Below are 16,799 nucleotides of genomic sequence, written 5' to 3' on the forward strand. Positions count from 1 at the left end.
CGGTGGGTCACTCCTGGTTCTGATTACTGATCAGAGGCGGTCAAAGAGTGAGGCCGGAGAGCCGATCCCAATCGATCTTCAGGTGGATAGGCACGTCGACGGACATTTCCGGACCAGCCGGTTCCAGCACTTTATATGGCCGATACTGGCGGAGCGCGATGTCGAGTACGTAGGTCTCGATGCGCGATACCTGGTTGTCGGCAACCCACACGATCCAGTACCAAGGGATACCAGCGAGGGCGTAATCTGCCTTCTTTTCCCCTATATCGATCTTTTCAGTTCCCGGCGACACCACCTCGACTACAAGTTTCACCAGCGACGCAGGGAGGGGCCGTAGGCCATCTGGTGCACATTCGAACAACGCTGCGTCCGGCCGACGGATGGTTGTTCTCGGCAACTCCCAGAGCACGACATCGAAATCCATGTTTACGTCGAGACCAACATCCTGGTATTGGCTCACATGCGCTTTGGCGGCTGATTCGAGCAACTCCACTAGCCGTCTAGCGGCCGTCTGGTGCGAACGTATCGGTGCCTCGGCCCTGATAGCGGCTCCGTTGATGACTTCGACTTGACGACAGAAATCCTCGGGGAGTTGGCGCCAGATCTCCACCGTGATCGGCTCCGGCTGCAAGTTGTCGGATTTCGCCCAGTCGAAAATAGCGGACACGTGCGCTCCTTGAGATTGGCTACAGGTCAGCGAAACCACGCCGTTTACCTGCACAGACCGTAGCGTGCGTCAGCTGACCTGGATGGTGACGGAGGGGTAGCCGGTGGCGCCGTCGGGGACTACGTCGGCGCGGTCGGCGGTTTGCACGTCGCCGGGGCCGTCGGTGCTGCGGGCGCGGATGGTGTGCTGGCCGGGGGCGGCGTCCCAGTCGTAGGTCCATTGGCGCCAGGTGTCGATGGAGAGGTCGTCGGCCAGGCGGGCGGGTTGCCAGTTGCCGTTGTCGATCTGGACCTCGACGGCGCGGACGCCGCGATGCTGGGCCCAGGCGACGCCGGCGATGGTGTTGCGGCCCTGCTTGATTCGGCCGCGGACGTGCGGGGTGTCGATGCGGGTGCCGGTCTTGATCGGGCCCATGGCGGACCAGCCGCGGCGGGTCCAGTAGGCGGTGGCGCGGTCGAAGCGGGTGATCTCCAGTTCGGTCACCCATTTGGTGGCGGAGACGTAACCGTAGAGGCCGGGGATCACGAGGCGGGCCGGATAGCCGTGCACGACCGGGAGCGGTTCGCCGTTCATACCGACGGCCAGCATGGCGTCGCGGCCGTCGGCGAGGACGGACAGCGGGGTGCCCGCGGTGAAGCCGTCGGTGCTGTGCGAGAGCATCATGTCCGCGTCGGGATGCGGGCCTGCCTCGGCGAGCAGTTCATCGAGCCGATAGCCGAGCCAGCGGGCATTGCCGATCAGGTCACCGTTGATGGGATTCGACACACACGCCAGCGTGACCAGCCGCTCCAGCACCGGCCGATTCGCCAAATCCGCCCAGGTGAGCCGGATTTCGCGATCCACCATGCCGTGAATGCGCAGCGACCAGTCGTTCTTGGACAGTTGCGGCACGATCAGCGCGGTGTCGATGCGATAGAAGTCCTCGTTGGAGGTCAGGTAGGGCGTCAGCCCCGGCACCCGCAGATCGGCTCCCGGCGCGATCGGCACCTCCGGCGCGGTCGGCTGCGGCAACTCCACCGCCGCCCGCTCACCTGACACATCCCGGCGGCTCGTCCCGAGCAACCGCCCGCCGATCCCGGTGACAACGGCCAGACCGCCCACCACAAACAGACCTTGCAGTACCTGCCGCCGTTCTGGTGCCGCCGCTTCCCGCCCCACGCCAGCCGGGTCGATGGTGTCTCCGGAGACAGCGCCCGCGGTCGTGTTTGCTGTGACAGTGGATCCTGTTCTGGCGTTGTGTGTTTCGTTTGAGACAAGCGGTGTCGCAGAATGCTCGGCGTCGGTGCGCGCTTTCGCGACAGCCTGCTTCGCTACCTCGGCGACCTCATCGATCCGGCGGGTCAGCACCCGCAATGCATAGATGCCGACGGCGACACCGACGATGGTCGGCAACGCACCGGACAGACTGGTCCGCCCGACCGCGACGATGGTGGCGACCACGCCGAAGACCGCGAGAATCGTCGAACCCGCTGCGCGCGAGGTGCGTTCGAGCGCGCCGGCCAGCCCGGCGACGACTACCGCGACCACAGCCATGCAGATATACAGCACGGTCTTGTCGCTGGTGCCGAACGTCGTGATCGCCCATTCGCGGAAACCGTCGGGCGTGTGGTCCACCACGGTCGCGCCGAGGGCGTTGAGGGGCGCGCTGTCGGGGCCGAAAAACGCCGCGAGCAGTTCCGCGACGCCGAGCGTCACAGCTGCCGAGACGATCCCAGCCGCCACCCGCGATCGCAGATCGGCCATGAATTCGAGCCTACTGCCGGAAAGTCCCAGGAATATGACCATTCAGTGACGGCCGCTGACCTGGGCGGGGCTATCCCGCGAATTCGTCGGCGAGGGTATTCCAGAACATCAGCTCGTAACTCTGGAAGAGGCGGGCGTACAGGTGGGCTTCGTCGCGTTTCAGCCGCCCGGAATCGAGCCCCGCCTGAATGGCACGCAGGGCCTGCTGTTCGATCTCGGGCACGTCGGTCGCGTAGAAGTCGAAGAACGCACAGGCCGCGTCGTCGAAGCCGTAGTGCTCGCGCATACCGGCGGCGACGTCGCGACAGTAAGCGCCGAAGGCGGCGAAATTCGCGTAGATTCCCGCCGCGACTGAGGACGATTCGCCATTCACCGCCAGCCAGGCCACATAGGCCGGGTAGGCCTGACAGCCCGCCCGCGGCAGTTCGGTGCCCGGATCCGCGCCGGCCACGGCGAAGAGTGCCTCCAACATCACCTGCGCCTGCTGTTCACCTGGCGCGAGCATGCCGAAGAACGCGCGGGCCTGCGTGTCCGCCGCCCGCGCCGCCATCTCGTGGAAACTGCGCCAGTCACTTCCGGTGATCCGCCACTCCTCGGTAGCGATCGCCGCGAACACCGTCCGCGCCGCCTTCCCCGAGGCAATCAACGGAACAAGCCGGTTGTCCCCGTCCCGTGGCGCCAACTCCGCCTGGATCTCATCGAGTAGTTTCTTTGCGCCGTCAGTCATTTCAGCACGCTCCCGATCCTCGACGGTGTCACCCCATTGAAGCGCGAACTACGACCACACGTCCTTGAATACCGAAAAGCGCCGCCTGCGAGGGAAACTCGCGGGCGGCGCTGCTGGGGTAAACGTCAGCTGTAGATCTTCGCTACGTCATCCGCATGCTGCTTCATCACAACCGCACGCTTCAGCGACAACTTCGGGGTGAGCTCGCCGGTCTCCTGCGTCCAGTCGATCGGCAGGATGCGGATCTTCTTGATGCCCTCGGCGTGCGAGACCTTCTTGTTGGTCTCCGCGACCGCCGCCTCGACCTCGGCGACCAGTTCCGGGTTCTCGATCAGCTTCTCGATCGGGGTGTCCTCGGGCACGTTGTGGTTCTTCTGCCAGCTTGGCAGCGCCTCCGGGTCGAGGGTGATCAGCGCGGCGACGAACGGCTGGCCGTCGCCGACCACCATCACCTGGCTGATCAGCGGGTTGGCCCGCAGTGAATCCTCGAGCAACGCGGGGGAGACGTTCTTGCCGCCCGCGGTGACGATGAGTTCCTTCTTGCGGCCGGTGATGGTGACGAACCCGTCCGCGTCGATGGCGCCGAGATCGCCGGTCTTGAACCAGCCGTCCTCGAAGGCTTCCTTGGTGGCGTCCGGGTTGCCCCAGTAGCCGTCGAACACCACGGACCCGCGCAGCAGCAGCTCGCCGTCCTCGGCGATCTTGGCGCCGTGGCCCTCGATCGGCTTGCCCACCGAACCGACCCGGATGTTCTCGGGCGTGTTCACGGTGATGGCGGCGGTGGTCTCGGTGAGCCCGTAGCCCTCGAAGATGGTGACGCCGACACCGCGGAAGAAGTGGCCGAGGCGCGCGCCGAGCGGGCCGCCGCCGGAGACCGCGGCGTCGCACTGGCCGCCGAGCGCGGTGCGCAGCTTGCTGTAGACCAGCTTGTCGAACAGCGCGTGCTTGAGCTTGAGCACCAGCCCGGGCCCGCCGTTGTCGAGCGACTCGCTCCACGCGATGGCGGTTTCCGCGGCCGCGTCGAAGATCTTGCCCTTGCCGCCGTCGTGCGCCTTCTGCTTCGCGCTGTTGAACACCTTCTCGAACACCCGGGGCACCGAGAGGATGAAGTGCGGCTTGTAGCTGCCGAACTGGTCGACCAGCGTGGACCAGTCGGAGGTGTGCGCGACGGTCACCTTGGCGTCGAACGCGACCAGCGCGACCGCGCGCGCGAAGACGTGCGCCAGCGGCAGGAACATCAGCGTCCGCTTGCCCGGCCGGATGAACGTGCCGAGGGCGATCTGGTCCGACCGGGATTCGGCGTAGAGGTTGGCGTGCGAGAGCATGACGCCCTTGGGCCGCCCCGTGGTGCCGGAGGTGTAGATCAGAGTCGCGGGGGAGTCCGCGTTGACCTGCTTGCGCCGGTCGTGCACGGCCTGGTCGTCCAGGTCGGCGCCGCGGGTGATCAGCTCGTCGACGACACCCTTGTCGATCTGCAGGGTCTCCTTCAGATCCGTCAGCGCGGTCGCGTCGATCTCATCGATGATCGCGCGGTGCTTGTCGCTGTCCACGAACAGCAGCTTGGTGGCGGAGTCCTGCAGGATCCACTTGGCCTGCTCGGCGGCCGAGCTGTCGTAGATCGCGACGGTGCAGCCGCCGACGGCCCAGATGGCGAAGTCGAGCACGGCCCACTCGTAGCGGGTGGGGGCCATGATGGCGACGCGGTCGCCGAGTTCGATGCCCGAGGCGATCAATCCCTTGGCGACGCCCGTGACGGTCTTCGCGAATTCCGCGGCCGTCACGTCCCGCCAGCCACCACTGCCGTTCGGCACGTTGAACAGCACCGCTTCGGGCGACTGCTCGGCGTGCCGGAAGACGTTGTCGGAATTGTTCGCGTCTTCCGGAATGGTGTAGGAAGCCGGGACTTCGAACTCTCGCATCAGTGCCCTTCCACGTGGGTTTACTCGCCAGTAATCTACGACACCTGGATCAGGGCCGTGAGGTCGACCACCAGAAACGGATCCGTGCGTAACACCCGAGTACGGACCCGCTTCCCAACTATCCTAAGTCCCGGATATCGACCGGCTGAATCGCTTCCCGCAGGAACGCGGCCAGTTCGCTGAGCGCCGCGGCGGCCGGGGCGACCAGCGCGGCTTGCAGTTGCGCGACATGCCACAAACCCTTGGTCTCGGTGAATCGGACGTGCACGCCCGCCGTACGCAGCGCGGTCACCAGATCACCGCATTGCCCGTGCAGCAGCTCGTCGACATCGACCTGGACATAGGTCGGCGGCAGCCCGACCAATTCGCCGGTGAGTGGCGCGTAACCAGGATCACTGGAATCCCCGCCGCCGAGGTAGGCCGCCGCGCAGGCGCGCGACCACAGCCGGTTGATCACCAGGTCGCTGTCGCGTTCCGGGATCTGGTTCGGATCGGTCCACGGCGCGATCAGGCCGAGCGCGGCCGGGGTGTGCCCGTGCCGCGCGATCAGCCGCTGCGCAGTGGCCAGCGACAGACCGCCGCCCGCCGAATCACCGGAGAGGGCGATCTGGTCGGGCCGGTAGCCCGCGCTTTCCACCAGCTCCAGGAACGCTGCCTCGGCGTCGTCGAGCGCGGCCGGGAACGGGTGCTCCGGGGCCAGCCGATAGTCGAGAACATAGACGGTGGAACCGGTTTCGTGCGCCAACCGCGCCGCGAGCGACCGGTGCGTGGCCGGCGAACCGACCGCGTACCCGCCGCCGTGTAGATAGAGCACCGCGCCGTTGGGGGTCGCGGTGGCGGTGATCTTCTCGGCGGGCCTGCCGCCCAGCCGAATTCGATCGATGGTGGTGCCCGCGGGCACCAGTTGCGCGGCCGAGCCGACCTCGAGCAGCAGGCGCTGCATCCGCCACGGCGCCCGCTTGTTCAGCGTGACGCGAAAGATCGGACGCAGCACCGCTCGTGCGACGGGCAGCGGAAGATTGATGTCCCGCATGGTGATAGAACTCGAATCAGGGTAGGAACGGACGGTTCACGACGGCGGCGATGCGCTGGTAGCCGGAGGCGGTGACGCGGACGAACACGTCGAGCAGTTTGGCCTCCCAGCCGATCAGCACTCGTCCGTGGCCCTTGCGCACGCCTTCGGTGATGGTCTGCGCGGCCATCTCCGGGGTGTGCATGGCCAGCTTCGCGTCGAACATCGAGGCGGCCTTCTTGCCGTCGATGCCCTCGGCCCAGGTGGCGTTGCGCGCGACGGCGGTCTTGATGCCGCCGGGGTGCACGCAGGTGACCTTGACCTTGTGCTTGCCGACCAGCATCTCCTGGCGCAGCGACTCGGTGAACCCGCGCACCGCGAATTTAGCTGCGTTGTAGGCACTTTGGCCGGGAACCGCGATCAGGCCGAAGAGGCTGGACACGTTGACGACGTGTCCGTCGCCGGACTCGATGAGGTACGGCAGGAACGCCTTGGTGCCGTTGACGACGCCCCAGAAGTCGACGTCCATGATGCGCTCGATGTCCTTGAACTCGGACTTGATCACGTCACCGTGGTAGGCGATACCGGCGTTGTTGTAGATCTGGTGCACCTTGCCGAAGTGGGCCTTCACCGCATCGGCGTAGAGCAGCACGGCCTCGCGCTCGGCCACGTTGATCCGATCGGACTTGACCTCGGCGCCGAGCGCTTCGCAGCGCCGCACGGTCTCGGCCAGACCCTCGGTATCGATGTCGGACAGCGCCAGCTTCGCGCCCCGCTTGGCCAGGTTCTCGGCCAGTGCGCGACCGATGCCGGAGCCTGCTCCGGTGATCACACAGACTTTGTTCTGGAAGTAAGCATCATTGCTCACTGTGCAGCCCCTACTTTCAGGTCGGATCGGGTGGTCTCGTACGCGTCCACGTCGAATGACTTGGTGAGCCTACGGAATTCGAAGGTGAAGTCGGGCCACAGCGTGGTGTTGTTGCCGTGCTTGTCCAGGTACCAGCTGGCGCAGCCGCCGTTGAGCCAGACGCTCTTGCTCAGTTTGCGCTGCAGGTCCACATTGAACTCGTCCTGCACGTCCCGGCGCACCTCGACCGTCTGCAGGCCGAGCTTGTCGACCGTGGCGAGCGCGTCCGCGACGTAGTTGAGCTGCGACTCGATCATGTACACCATCGAGGTGTGGCCGAGGCCGACGTTCGGGCCGAGCAGGAAGAACATATTGGGGAAGTTGGCGATGGTCGCGCCCTTGTAGGCCTGCTGACCGATCTCGTCGAAGACCTCGCTCAGCGTGCGTCCGTCGCGGCCAGCGATGGTGTCGTAGGTCGGCGAGTCGGTGACGTGGAACCCGGTCGCCACGATGAGCGCGTCGATCTCGCGCTCGGTGCCGTCCTGGGTGACGATCGAGTTCGCGCGCACCTCGGCGATGCCATCGGTGACCACATCCACGTTGTCGCGGCTGAGTGCCGGGTAGTAGTTGTTCGAGATCAGCATGCGCTTGCAGCCGATCCGGAAGTTCGGCGTCACCTTGGCGCGCAGCTCGGGATCGCGGACCTCGGCCAGCAGCTTGGCCTTGGCGATCAGCTCGAACGCCTGCATCAGCGGGGGGAACTTGGCGAGGCCGACGACCTGGGTCTCGCGCGCCGCGTAGATGGCCGCGCGGGACAGCCGCTGGAAGCCGGGCACGTGCTTGAAGGCGAGCCGCTCGACCTTGGTGTACGGGCGGTCCATCCGGGGCAGCAGCCACGGCGCGGTGCGCTGATAGACGTCGAGGTGGGCGACCTTGTCCGCGATGGCGGGCACGATCTGGATGGACGAGGCGCCGGTGCCGATGATCGCGACCCGCTTGCCGGTCAGGTCGGCGTCGTGGTTCCAGCGGGCCGAGTGGAACAGTTCGCCCTGGAAGTCGTTGATGCCCTTGATATCCGGCAGCGCGGGCTCGCACAGCGCGCCGACCGCGGAGACCAGCGTGTCGGCGACGAAGCTGCCCTTGGACGACTCGATCTGCCAGGTGGCGGTCTCGCTGTTCCAGCGTGCGCTGGTCACGTCGCAGTCGAAGACGTGCTTGTCGCGCACGTTGTACTTCTTCGCCACGCCCTGGATGTACTGCTGGATCTCGCCCTGGCGGGAGAACGAGCGGGACCAGTCCGGGTTGAGCGCGAAGGAGTAGGAGTACAGGTGCGAGGGGACGTCGCAGGCCGCGCCGGGGTAGGTGTTGTCGCGCCAGGTGCCGCCGACATCGCTGCCCCGCTCCAGCACGAGGAAATCGTTGCGCCCCTGCTGGCTGAGCCGAATGGCTAGGCCGAGCCCCGAGAATCCGCCGCCGATGATGATCGTCTTGACACGGCGAACGGGCTGGTTGCCGACAGCTTTGTCTGTAACCTTGCGACTCATGTATCCGAGCGTAGAGGCTTATTGAGCATCAGTCAACAGTATTGAATCACGTTCAGTAGGATGTCGGTGTGAGTATCAGTCGTTCCGGTTCGGGAGAGACCAAGCGTGTCCGGCTAAGCCCGGACGAACGCCGCCTGCAACTGATCACCCTCGGCGCCGAGATGCTCGCCGAGCGCGCGCTCCAGGACATCTCCGTCGACGACATCGCCAAAGAAGCAGGCATCTCGCGCGGCCTGCTGTTCCACTACTTCGCCTCGGTGAACGAGTTCCACGAGGCCATCGCGCGGCATGTCAGCGCCGAATTCCTGACCGCGACCGCGCCGAATCGCAGCCTCGGTCTGTTCGACATGCTGCGCGACTCGGTGGAGCGCTACGTCGACTACGTCGAGGACAACCGCGCGGCCTATCACGCCATCCTGCGGGGGCCGTCCAGCTACAACCCCGGCATGGTCACCTACGTCAACGAATCCCGCAGCGCGATTGCCGAACTCGTCCTCACCGAGCTTCCGATCCCGCCCGACGACCCGGACCTGCCCCGGCTCACCCTCGCCCTTCGCGGGTGGATTGCCTTCGTAGAGGAAACGATTCTCACCTGGATGAGCGAAAAGCCCATTCCCCGTGTGCAACTCATCGACTTGCTAGTGGAATCGCTACCGGCGCTCGCGCTGAGCCCGACGCTGGCCGCGGCGCTGCGCGACTGACCGGAACGACGAAAAAAGCCCGCCCCCACCGATTTCGGTGGGGGCGGGCTCTTGTTGACCGGGGCATCGCCCGGTCAGTTGATCGTTACTGCAGGACCTGCGGGATGATCTGCGGAGCCGTCGCGCCGAGGATCGCACCGATCACCGCGGCGAACACGACGTAGCTGATGCCGCTCGCGATGATGCAGGCGAAGTAGCCGACGATGAAGACGATCAGTGCCGGGATGCACAGGATCGCGGCGATGCCGAGGCCGACCATGGCGCCGGCCGCGAGGCCGTTGGCGACCGGGTCGTGATTCTGCGCGTCCGGGTTGGTCGCGATGGGCTTCAGGTCACCGGTGGCGGTGGCCTTGTTCAGCTCAGCAGCGACCTCCGGGGTCACCTGCGGGGTGACGACCAGCGTCTTCCCGTCCTGGGAAATCTGCGGAGCCAGCGCGATCGTGTTGCCCGCCACCGTCTTCATCGACATCGGGAACTCGGTGACCTTCGCACCGGAGGCCGATTCCACCTTCACCGCCGACGAATCCGCGTTCAGGGTGAACTTGCCACTGTTCAGCACAGTGGAGATCGTCTTCAGGTCCGGAGACGTGGTGGTCTTGTATTCGACGCCCTGCTCGGCACCCGACGCCACCAGGCTGTCGGCCCACCGAGCCTGCTGGTCCGCCAGTTCGGTCGCGGACGAGGTCCCCGCGCTGGCGAGGGTTGCCACTACCGCGAAGGGCAGCACGACCGTGAGGATGTTGCGGCCTGCGCGCATGACAGTCTTATGGAACATTTAGGCTTTCTCTCCCGCCCCCGACCGCTATGGAACGCCTTGTCCCCCAGACGAATCGAAGCGTTGATATTGATCGACAGAGATATTCATATCCGACCAACCTCCGAAATCCGGAATAATGTGACGATCGCCACATTGGATACGACAAGGGCCCCCATTTTTAGGGGCAGGCAGTGCATTGGCTAATTGAGAGCAACGCAAAACGGTGCCGCGAAATGATCTCTTCCATGTGATGGAACCGCCGCGCAGACCATCGAAGCGAGGGTTTCATATCGAGCCCAACAGGTCTGTTCGGGTACTACTGCGGTTCTCGGCCGACTTAACGCACGAACCATTTTCTTGACGCATGCTGCAACCTTCGTCAGGAGCAAACTTCATACGTCAAGTGACCGGGGGAACGATTCGGCGGTGGTACCGGATGAAAGGCGTGTCTATCGTGCCCATTCGGTGTGCAGCTGCACGTGTTGCTCACGCCGCAATATGTGCTCTCATGAACTCGATCAGTTCGTTGAGCTTTTCATTGATCCCAGCTAGTGTGGGCTCTTCGGTCGGTCGACCGGTGATGATGTCCGCCTGGAGAGTTGACGTGCCCGCCAGCAAGGCTGCCTGGAGTCGCGCTCGCTGAGCTTCCGGCAGGGAATACAGCGACATATCATCAAAGAGTTCACTCATCTCGAGTTCTTTGATGTCTTCTGAATGTTCCAGTTCTTTCGTCGCGCGTATGATAATCATCCTATAGATCGCCTTGCGAACGCTGAAGATATCTTCGGCGGCGGGCGAGAAGCTGATCGTTGTCATCAGAATCCAATCCTGAATATCTTCGCCTGTTTGTCGGCAGGGAGGGAATCAACATAGCGCTTGACGTCTGCGATTGCCTCATCACTGAAACCGGTCAGATCGATAAGGGTGGCGTCGGTCGACTTCGTCAGATGGTGGTCGATCGATCGATTGAACTTCTCCGCAGCCTCTGCACTCCAGTGATCCGACGCTTTAGGGTTACCCATCTGATCGTAGATCTTTCCGTCCTTGTCGACGTATTCGCCGTCTCTTTCCTCAGCTGTGGCTCGCAGACCGAGCTCGGGGTGCGCCTGTTGAGCCCGTTCGAGAGTTGCCCGCTCAGAGTCGCTCAGCCTGCCGACATTGGGGTCCTCCGCAGGGTTGTTGGCACCGGGATGGGGATTATTGCCGCCGTCATCGATCAGCACCCGCATGGCGATGATGGTGGCGAGGGAGGTGAGGGTGGTGCCGAGGTCGGGGACCTTGTCGAAGGATTTGATGAGGCCGACGGCTCCGGCGGCGGCGGTGGCGAGACCGACTACCTGGAGGAGTTTGCTGCCTTGGTAGACGGTGCGGATTGTGTTGATGGTGTTGGTGACTATGACGCCGACGCCGCCTGCTCCGGCGGCGGCGCTACTGCCGAAGGTGAAGAAGGCGGCGGCTGCTGCGGCGACCACCGTGAGGCCGATCGCCCATTCGGCCTGGGTGATCGAGGATTCGATGTTTCCGCGCACTTGCACGGTGCCTGCGTGGTAATCCGCGACCGGGCCTGCCAGGTTTTGGGATGCGGCTGCGACCTGGGTCGCACCGTTGCGCAGGGTTTCGAGGTGGCCGAGGATCGGTGGCAGATTCGATTTGTCATCGATGTTGTCGAATAAGCCGATGATGGTGGTGATTTGAGCCGGAGCACCGGTGACGGTCTGATGGTTGGCGAAGGTTGTCCAGGTAGACGATGCTTTCGCGAGCTTCGCGACATCACCATTGGGTAGTTTGCCGAACTGTTTCAGGATCTGGGCAATCAGGGCGTCGAAGAGTTCCTGAACGCCGCCGTGGTGTTCGATGCCGATCCCGTTGTCGCGCACCGAGGTCGGGATCGTGACCTGGTACTTCGACACCTCGTGAACAACTGGCAGATCGGGCGGTGGATTGCTCTTGTTGTTGATGCCGTAGTTGTATCCGGTCGCGTACAACACATAACCGAAGTTGGTGAGGGCATCCGCTAGGTCCGTGCAAGACTGCATCGTGTCGCGCGCGGCGGTGTCGTACTTCTCGCCCCATTCTTTGCAGCCCGGTGCGTCACCGGCCATGCCCGCGCATTCGCCTTTTACAGCGTCGTGCACCGGTTTGTCCGCGCGGCGGAGATCGGTGGCTAGGGCGTGGCACTTCTTGGCGGCGTCGTAGTAGGTCTGCCAGTCGATGCGCACGGCTCAGCCCCCTTGCAGCATCTTGCTGTTGAGTTCGATCGCCCGGGTATAGCGCCCGTGCGCTTGTTTCGCCGCGTCGCTCATCTCGCGCACGCCCTCGACGAATTCGCGGGCACCAGTGGCCCATTAGCGATGAGCGTCGGCATATGCCTGGGCAGCAACGCTTTCCCAGCCTGTGCCGTGCAGGGCGGCGACTCGGTCGTCGATTTCGTCGAGATGGTCGGCGACGAAGCCGGCCAGTCCGGAAAGGCGAGAGACGATCTGGTCGAGGTGCTCGAGGTCGACCGAGAATTCCGAACTCATGGCAGGTCCAGGCTGGAGGTGTTCAGCGCGGCGGCATTATCCGAGTCACGGGCTTGATACGTGTCGGCGGTAATGCCGAGTTTCTCCGCCATACCGGTCAATGCGGACATGATCTGCACGCCGCCGTCGCGGACATCGGTCCACCCGTTGGCGAATTCGGTGGCGTAGTCACCGGTCCAGCTCCCGTTGGTGAGCGCGTCGACGTCTTTCGCGGCGGAATCCAACGCCGAACGCAGCGCCTCGGCCAACTCGTAGACGTATTTGCCGACGTCACGAACTTGCTCAGGAACAACCGAAACCTGCTGGCCTGGTGTTTCCGGCGTACCCCCGTCGCTCATGCCAGCGAAGTCTACTGACCCCGTTCACCAGTGTCGATGCCCGAAAAACGCCTGACGCCGGGCCGAACCGCTGGAAAGCGGATTCGACCCGGCGTCCGGGTTGGGTCAGTTACTAGCTGGTCGGCTCGAAGGCTTCGGCGACGATCTCCGCCTGCTCCACCGCGTGCACCTTGCTCGACCCCGAGGAGGGGGCCGACATGGCGCGGCGAGAGATGCGGCGCAGCTTGCCGAGGCGGTCGGGCAGGACCTCGGGAAGGTTGAGGCCGAAGAAGGGCCAGGCGCCCTGGTTGGCCGGTTCCTCCTGGACCCATGCGATGTCGGTCGCGTTGGGGTAGCGGTCGAGCGACTCGTTCAGGCGGTAGGTGGGCAGCGGGTAGAGCTGCTCGATCCGCACGATCGCGACGTCCTCGCGCTTCTGCTTGGCCTTTTCGGCGGCCAGCTCGTAGTAGAGCTTGCCGCTGGTCATCAGGACCCGCTTGACCTTGCTGCGGTCGCCGATGCCCTGTTCGTAGGAGGGCTCGTCGAACACCGAGCGGAACTTGCTCTCGGTGAAGTCCTTCAGATCCGACACGACGGCCTTGTTGCGCAGCATCGACTTCGGGGTGAAGACGATCATCGGGCGGCGGATGCCGTCCAGCGCGTGGCGGCGCAGCAGGTGGAAGTAGTTCGCCGGGGTGGACGGCACGGCGACCGTCATCGAGCCCTCGGCGCACAACTGCAGGAAGCGCTCGATGCGACCGGAGGTGTGGTCCGGACCCTGCCCCTCGTGGCCGTGCGGCAGCAGCAGCACGACGTCGGAGAGCTGGCCCCACTTGGCCTCACCGGAGGAGATGAACTCGTCGATGATGGACTGCGCGCCGTTGACGAAGTCACCGAACTGCGCCTCCCACAACACAAGTGCGTTCGGGTTGCCCAGCGAGTAGCCGTATTCGAAACCGACGGCGGCGTATTCGCTCAGCGCCGAATCGTGCACCGCGAACCAACCGGGGTCCTTGCTGCCGATGTTGTGCAGCGGGGTGTACTCCTCGGCCGTCTTGCGGTCGATGATCACCGAGTGCCGCTGGGTGAAGGTGCCGCGGCGCGAGTCCTGACCGGTCAGGCGCACCGCGCGACCCTCGTCGATCAGCGTGCCGAAGGCCATCAGCTCGGCGAAGGCCCAGTCGACCTTGCCCTCGTAGGCCATCTCGCGACGCTTCTCCAGCACCGGCTTGACGCGCGGGTGCACGTTGAAGCCGTCGGGCACGTTCAGGAACGCGTCGCCGATGCGCTGCAGCACGGTCTTGTCGACCGCCGTCTGCACGGTGGTCGGCACCTTCTGGTCGTCCTCGACGGACTCGCTCGGCTCCGGGGTGTACTTCTCCAGCTCGCGGACCTCGTTGAACACCCGCTCCAGCTGACCCTGGTAGTCGCGCAGCGCGTCCTCGGCCTCTTTCAGCGAGATGTCGCCACGGCCGATCAGGCTCTCGGTGTAGGCCTTACGCACCGAACGCTTGGTGTCGATGACGTCGTACATCGACGGCTGGGTCATCGACGGGTCGTCGCCCTCGTTGTGGCCACGGCGCCGGTAGCAGACCATGTCGATCACGACGTCCTTGCGGAACTTCTGCCGGAAGTCGACCGCGAGGCGGGCCACCCAGTCGCAGGCTTCCGGGTCGTCGCCGTTCACGTGGAAGATCGGCGCGCCGATGAACTTCGCGATGTCGGTGGAGTATTCGGTGGAGCGGCTGTTCTCCGGCGAGGTGGTGAAGCCGATCTGGTTGTTCACCACGATGTGGATGGTGCCGCCGACGCGGTAGCCGCGCAGACCCGACATGTTCAGTGTCTCGGCGACCACACCCTGACCCGCGAACGCGGCGTCACCGTGCAGCATGAGCGGCATGACCGAGTAGCCCTCGGGGCCGTCGCCCTTGTCCAGCAGGTCCTGCTTGGCGCGGACCAGGCCCTCCAGGACCGGGTCGACCGCCTCCAGGTGCGAGGGGTTGGCGGTGAGCGAGACCTCGATCTCGTTGTCGCCGAACATCTGCAGGTAGGTGCCGTGCGCGCCGAGGTGGTACTTCACGTCGCCGGAGCCGTGCGCCCCGGCCGGGTTCATGTTGCCCTCGAACTCGGTGAAGATCTTCGAGTACGGCTTGCCGACGATGTTGGCGAGCACGTTCAGCCTGCCACGGTGCGGCATGCCGATGATGACCTCGTCGAGCGAATGCTCGGCGCACTGGTCGATGGTCGCGTCCATCATCGGGATGACGGCTTCGGCGCCTTCCAGCGAGAAGCGCTTCTGCCCGACGTACTTGGTCTGCAGGAAGGTCTCGAAGGCCTCCGCCGCGTTCAGCCGGTTCAGGATGTACTTCTGCTGTGCGACAGTCGGTTTGACGTGCTTCTGCTCGACCCGCTCCTGGATCCACTGCAGCTGCTCGGTCTCCAGGATGTGGGTGTACTCCACACCGACGTGGCGGCAGTAGGCGTCGCGCAGGACCGAGAGGACCTCGCGCAGCTTCATCTGCTCCTGGCCGTGGAAGCCGCCGACATTGAAGGTGCGGTCCAGGTCCCAGAGGGTCAGCCCGTGCTGGGTGACGTCGAGGTCCGGGTGGCTGCGGAACTTGTCCTTGACCAGCCGCAGCGGATCGGTGTCCGCCATCAGGTGGCCGCGGTTGCGGTAGGCGGCGATCATCTCGAGCACACGGGTGCTCTTGTCGACGCCGCGTTCGCGAATGTCCTTGCGCCAGCGCACCGGCTCGTACGGCACGCCCAGGCCGTGGAAGATCTCGTCGTAGAACTCGTCGGAGATCAGCAGCTGGTGGATGGTGCGCAGGAAGTCACCGGACTCCGCACCCTGAATGATGCGGTGGTCGTAGGTGGAGGTGAGCGTGATCAGCTTGCCGACACCGATATCGGCGATGCGCTCGTCGCTCATGCCCTGGAACTCGGCCGGGAACTCCATCGCGCCCGCGCCGATGATGGCGCCCTGACCCGGCATGAGGCGGGGCACCGAGTGCACGGTGCCGATGGTGCCCGGGTTGGTCAGCGAGATGGTGACACCGGCGAAGTCGTCAGCGGTCAGCTTGCCGTCGCGGGCACGTCGGACGACGTCCTCGTAGGCGGTGTGGAACTGACCGAAGGTCATCTCCTCGGTGCCCTTGATGGCCGCGACGACCAGCGAACGGCTGCCGTCTTTGCCGGGCAGGTCGATGGCGAGGCCGAGGTTGGTGTGCGCGGGGGCGATCGCGTTCGGCTTCCCGTCGATCTCGGCGAAGTGCCGGTTCATGTTCGGGAACGAATTGACGGCCTTCACGATCGCGAAGCCGAGCAGGTGGGTGAACGAGATCTTGCCACCACGGGTGCGGGCCAGGTGGTTGTTGATGACCAGGCGGTTGTCGATCATCAGCTTCGCCGGGATGGCGCGCACGCTGGTCGCGGTCGGAATGGTCAGCGACAGGGCCATGTTCTTGGCCACCGCGGCGGCAGCGCCGCGCAGCACCTTGGCCTCGTCGGTCTTGTCGGTCTTCGGGCCGCCGGAGGTGGGCGCCGCGTTGGAGGTGGGCGCCGGGGTGGTCTGCGGCGTGCGCGCGGTGGCCTTCGCCGGTGCCTGCGCGGGGGCCGCGGCCTTGGCCGGCGCGGCCGCGGGTGCGGCGGCCTTGGGGGCTGCGGTCGCCTTGGGGGCCGAGTTCACCGACGCGGGTGCCGGAGCCGGGGTCGGTGCCTGCGCGGGTGCGGCTACGGCCGGCGCGGCCGAGCTGTTACCGGAATCACCCGTGGCTTCGGGCGTGTAATCGGCGAGGAACTCGTGCCAACTCTCATCGACCGAAGATGGATCTTGCTTGAACTTCTGATACATCTCATCGACTAGCCACTGGTTCTGTCCGAACTGGGAAGTTGAGCTGCTCACAGCAGGTGTTCGCCTCATTTCGTTCTTCGCGCTGCGACGTTGTGACGTGCCCGGCACTGCGTAGCGACTGCTTGCGGTCGCTCGAAAGGGTCGGCATCAGCGGAATCGCGCCGATGCGCCCTATCTGAGGATAGGCCCA

At 64.9% G+C, this 16,799-nt stretch carries 14 protein-coding genes; 1 reads left to right on the forward strand and 13 read right to left on the reverse strand.

The window, feature by feature from the left end; all coding sequences use genetic code 11:
* Positions 1–40: 40 nt before the first annotated feature.
* From ACIBK2_RS35900 to ACIBK2_RS35930, 7 genes are all read right to left on the reverse strand, one after another.
* Positions 41–667 carry a Uma2 family endonuclease gene (locus ACIBK2_RS35900; RefSeq protein ID WP_396974041.1) on the reverse strand — a complete coding sequence of 209 codons (627 nt, stop codon included), beginning with the start codon at positions 665–667 and terminating at the stop codon, positions 41–43.
* Positions 668–736: 69 nt separating this feature from the next.
* Positions 737–2,410: a molybdopterin-dependent oxidoreductase gene (locus ACIBK2_RS35905; RefSeq protein ID WP_396974043.1), complete on the reverse strand. Its 1,674-nt coding sequence runs from the start codon at positions 2,408–2,410 to the stop codon at positions 737–739.
* 70 nt (positions 2,411–2,480) lie between these two features.
* Positions 2,481–3,137, reverse strand: coding sequence for a hypothetical protein (locus tag ACIBK2_RS35910; RefSeq protein WP_396974045.1), 657 nt, complete (start codon positions 3,135–3,137; stop codon positions 2,481–2,483).
* Between the two features lie 125 nt (positions 3,138–3,262).
* Positions 3,263–5,056 (reverse strand): AMP-dependent synthetase/ligase, encoded by a 1,794-nt coding sequence (locus ACIBK2_RS35915; RefSeq protein WP_396974047.1) that lies wholly within the window; start codon positions 5,054–5,056, stop codon positions 3,263–3,265.
* 118 nt (positions 5,057–5,174) lie between these two features.
* The gene (locus ACIBK2_RS35920; protein ID WP_396974049.1) at positions 5,175–6,089 is read right to left on the reverse strand and encodes an alpha/beta hydrolase; all 915 of its coding nucleotides are present in this window, start codon (positions 6,087–6,089) and stop codon (positions 5,175–5,177) included.
* Positions 6,090–6,105: 16 nt separating this feature from the next.
* A complete protein-coding gene (locus tag ACIBK2_RS35925; protein ID WP_396974051.1) occupies positions 6,106–6,936 on the reverse strand; it encodes an SDR family NAD(P)-dependent oxidoreductase in 831 nt (276 codons plus the stop codon).
* On the reverse strand, positions 6,933–8,459 hold the full coding sequence (locus tag ACIBK2_RS35930; protein ID WP_396974053.1) for a flavin-containing monooxygenase: 1,527 nt from the start codon (positions 8,457–8,459) through the stop codon (positions 6,933–6,935). Before ACIBK2_RS35930 ends, ACIBK2_RS35925 begins: the two co-directional genes overlap by 4 nt.
* Positions 8,460–8,533: 74 nt before the next feature.
* Here ACIBK2_RS35930 and ACIBK2_RS35935 point away from each other — a divergent pair, with 74 nt between their 5' ends.
* Entirely contained in the window at positions 8,534–9,160 is a 627-nt protein-coding gene (locus tag ACIBK2_RS35935) for a TetR/AcrR family transcriptional regulator (RefSeq protein WP_396974149.1), read from the forward strand.
* Between the two features lie 85 nt (positions 9,161–9,245).
* Here the strand turns inward: ACIBK2_RS35935 and ACIBK2_RS35940 are convergent, their stop codons facing one another.
* The 6 genes from ACIBK2_RS35940 to ACIBK2_RS35965 all read right to left on the reverse strand — a co-directional run bounded on the left by ACIBK2_RS35940 (position 9,246) and on the right by ACIBK2_RS35965 (position 16,678).
* Positions 9,246–9,935: a hypothetical protein gene (locus tag ACIBK2_RS35940; protein WP_396974055.1), complete on the reverse strand. Its 690-nt coding sequence runs from the start codon at positions 9,933–9,935 to the stop codon at positions 9,246–9,248.
* A 468-nt stretch (positions 9,936–10,403) separates the two neighbouring features.
* The gene (locus ACIBK2_RS35945) at positions 10,404–10,733 is read right to left on the reverse strand and encodes a hypothetical protein (protein ID WP_396974057.1); all 330 of its coding nucleotides are present in this window, start codon (positions 10,731–10,733) and stop codon (positions 10,404–10,406) included.
* Complete coding sequence (locus tag ACIBK2_RS35950; RefSeq protein ID WP_396974059.1) at positions 10,733–12,019, reverse strand: hypothetical protein; 1,287 nt, start codon at positions 12,017–12,019, stop codon at positions 10,733–10,735. The genes ACIBK2_RS35945 and ACIBK2_RS35950 overlap by 1 nt, the downstream gene beginning before the upstream one ends.
* 243 nt (positions 12,020–12,262) lie before the next feature.
* A complete protein-coding gene (locus tag ACIBK2_RS35955) occupies positions 12,263–12,439 on the reverse strand; it encodes a hypothetical protein (protein ID WP_396974061.1) in 177 nt (58 codons plus the stop codon).
* Complete coding sequence (locus ACIBK2_RS35960) at positions 12,436–12,777, reverse strand: ESX-1 secretion-associated protein (protein ID WP_396974063.1); 342 nt, start codon at positions 12,775–12,777, stop codon at positions 12,436–12,438. The genes ACIBK2_RS35955 and ACIBK2_RS35960 overlap by 4 nt, the downstream gene beginning before the upstream one ends.
* Positions 12,778–12,889: 112 nt before the next feature.
* Positions 12,890–16,678: a multifunctional oxoglutarate decarboxylase/oxoglutarate dehydrogenase thiamine pyrophosphate-binding subunit/dihydrolipoyllysine-residue succinyltransferase subunit gene (locus ACIBK2_RS35965; RefSeq protein WP_396974065.1), complete on the reverse strand. Its 3,789-nt coding sequence runs from the start codon at positions 16,676–16,678 to the stop codon at positions 12,890–12,892.
* Positions 16,679–16,799 lie beyond the last annotated feature (121 nt).

The sequence above is a fragment of the Nocardia sp. NPDC050175 genome, from assembly GCF_044459885.1.
Taxonomy (GTDB): Bacteria; Actinomycetota; Actinomycetes; order Mycobacteriales; family Mycobacteriaceae; genus Nocardia.

What these genes read in the sequence shown, in the direction of transcription:
- ACIBK2_RS35965 (WP_396974065.1), bottom strand. Translation starts at nt 16,678, where the DNA reads ATGAGGCGAACACCTGCTGTGAGCAGCTCAACTTCCCAGTTCGGACAG.
- ACIBK2_RS35930 (WP_396974053.1), bottom strand. Translation starts at nt 8,459, where the DNA reads ATGAGTCGCAAGGTTACAGACAAAGCTGTCGGCAACCAGCCCGTTCGC.
- ACIBK2_RS35960 (WP_396974063.1), bottom strand. Translation starts at nt 12,777, where the DNA reads ATGAGCGACGGGGGTACGCCGGAAACACCAGGCCAGCAGGTTTCGGTT.
- ACIBK2_RS35905 (WP_396974043.1), bottom strand. Translation starts at nt 2,410, where the DNA reads ATGGCCGATCTGCGATCGCGGGTGGCGGCTGGGATCGTCTCGGCAGCT.
- ACIBK2_RS35920 (WP_396974049.1), bottom strand. Translation starts at nt 6,089, where the DNA reads ATGCGGGACATCAATCTTCCGCTGCCCGTCGCACGAGCGGTGCTGCGT.
- ACIBK2_RS35945 (WP_396974057.1), bottom strand. Translation starts at nt 10,733, where the DNA reads ATGACAACGATCAGCTTCTCGCCCGCCGCCGAAGATATCTTCAGCGTT.
- ACIBK2_RS35955 (WP_396974061.1), bottom strand. Translation starts at nt 12,439, where the DNA reads ATGAGTTCGGAATTCTCGGTCGACCTCGAGCACCTCGACCAGATCGTC.
- ACIBK2_RS35940 (WP_396974055.1), bottom strand. Translation starts at nt 9,935, where the DNA reads ATGTTCCATAAGACTGTCATGCGCGCAGGCCGCAACATCCTCACGGTC.
- ACIBK2_RS35950 (WP_396974059.1), bottom strand. Translation starts at nt 12,019, where the DNA reads ATGGCCGGTGACGCACCGGGCTGCAAAGAATGGGGCGAGAAGTACGAC.
- ACIBK2_RS35910 (WP_396974045.1), bottom strand. Translation starts at nt 3,137, where the DNA reads ATGACTGACGGCGCAAAGAAACTACTCGATGAGATCCAGGCGGAGTTG.
- ACIBK2_RS35915 (WP_396974047.1), bottom strand. Translation starts at nt 5,056, where the DNA reads ATGCGAGAGTTCGAAGTCCCGGCTTCCTACACCATTCCGGAAGACGCG.